Raw genomic sequence first — 2,163 nt, forward strand, 5'->3', positions numbered from 1 at the left:
GAGATATCATTTTCTTCGAAAATTCCAAGTACTTTGCGCCCGAATCCAATTTCCGCATTCATCATGTCTTTTTCAATATTGATAGCTGCAAAACCCTTTTTACCTGCAATACCGGTGATGGTATATTTGGGTTTATGACAGGTATGTGCAACAATCAGCGTACCCTTTTCCTGGGGAGCATTGGTATTTTTAATATTAATAGGAATTTCTGCTTTTCGGACCGGGAAAATAGCATCCTCGTGAAGAACGGTAGCCCCCATATAAGCAAGCTCTCTTAATTCACGGTATGTAATGGTCTCGATTACCTCAGGGTTTTCGATAATTCTCGGGTCAGTTACCAGAAATCCGGATACATCTGTCCAATTTTCATACAGGTCTGCCTGAATCGCTTTTGCAACGATGGAACCAGTCACATCCGATCCGCCTCTGGAAAATGTTTTTACGGATCCGTCCGGCTTTGCACCGTAAAATCCGGGAACAACTGCCTTTTCTGTATCTTTTAATCTATCAGCCAGTTTTTTATCTGTTTTTACTTCATCAAAATTTCCATTTTCGTCGAAGAAAATAACTTCTGCAGCATCCACAAACTCATAGCCCAGATAGTTTGCCATAATGATACCGTTTAAGTACTCTCCCCTGGAAGCCGCATAATTGCTGCCTGCTTTTTTTTCAAAATTTTCGTGAATTACCTGGAATTCGTCATCTAATGAAAGTTCCAGTCCAAGCCCTTTTATAATTTCGTTATAGCGTTCTTTTATTTTATCCAGTTTTGCGGTAAATTTCTTGCCTGATTCTGCGATGTCATAGCATTCATAAAGCATATCCGTAACTTTAATATCACTTGAGAAGCGTTTACCCGGTGCTGATGGAATGACATATCTTCTCGCTTCATCTGCGCGGATAATATCGGCTACCTTTTGAAACTGCTCTGCGTTTGCTAATGAACTGCCGCCAAATTTTACTACTTTCTTCATTACCAATTTCCTCCTCTTGTATCTCCATAAACGTAACAATATCCCTATATTATCGCAAATCATGCATAAAGTCCAGTATTTTTGAAGAAATCTATTTGCAAAACACAGAATATCTATTATAATAGTTTCTGATAAATATTAGAATGTATTTGTAAATTCATTCATTCATCTGTGCGTCATACATTGCGGTATATTAGCTTATATTCAGGATACATAGCACGCTTGCCGCCTTTATTTGAAGATAATCTCCCACAGCATATGACGTACCGCTGTCAGAAAGCAATTTTCAAACATGTTCTAGAAAGATTAGGTGAATTACTTATGATACTTGCATGTCAGAACATAAGCAAAGCATTTGGGACAAACGAAATAATCAAAAATGCTTCCTTCCATATAGAAGACCGTGAAAAAACAGCAATTGTTGGAATTAACGGAGCAGGCAAATCAACGCTCCTGAAAATTATTATGCAGGAAATGCCGGCGGATTCGGGTGAAGTGATCATTACTCGTGGGAAATCCATCGGTTACCTGGCGCAGCACCAGTCTGTTACAAACGAAAATACGATTTATACTGAATTATTGGAAGTAAAAAAGGACGTTATTGAACTGGAACAGCGGATTCGGACTATGGAACTGGAAATGAAAACGCTGGAAGGTGCCGGGCTGACTGAAATCCTGGAGACCTACAACCGCCTAACCATGGAATTTGAACACAAAAATGGTTATGCATACAAAAGTGAACTTGTAGGGGTCTTAAAGGGTCTTGGCTTTACCGAAAATGAATTTGACAAACCTATCAATACCCTTTCCGGAGGCCAGAAAACCCGTGTGGCTCTGGGTAAGCTGCTCCTCTCCAGCCCTGACATCATCCTTCTGGATGAGCCTACCAACCACCTGGATATGAATTCCATCGCATGGCTGGAAACATACCTGTTAAATTATAGCGGAGCCGTTATCATCGTTGCTCATGACCGCTATTTTTTAAACCGTGTTGTGACGAAAGTAGTAGAAATAGACAACGGAGAAGTTACCACCTTCCTTGGAAATTATACGGACTATGCCCTGAAACGGGAGATGATCCGGGAAGCAAAGTTAAAGGCATACCTGAATCAGCAGCGGGAAATCAAGCATCAGGAGGTAGTCTTTACAAAGCTGAAATCATTTTTACGGGAAATGTCCATCCGTCGTG

2 protein-coding genes are annotated in these 2,163 nt (G+C 40.4%); one reads left to right on the plus strand and one right to left on the minus strand.

Going from position 1 to position 2,163, the window contains the following annotated elements; translation table 11 throughout:
* Positions 1-974: aspartate kinase (locus tag ACH2DQ_RS21745; protein WP_395028304.1), on the minus strand; the 974-nt coding region annotated here is incomplete at its 3' end.
* A 321-nt stretch (positions 975-1,295) separates the two neighbouring features.
* Between ACH2DQ_RS21745 and ACH2DQ_RS21750 the strand changes: the two genes are divergently transcribed.
* Positions 1,296-2,163: ABC-F family ATP-binding cassette domain-containing protein (locus tag ACH2DQ_RS21750; protein WP_395028306.1), on the plus strand; the 868-nt coding region annotated here is incomplete at its 3' end.

The organism is Robinsoniella sp. (assembly GCF_034124845.1).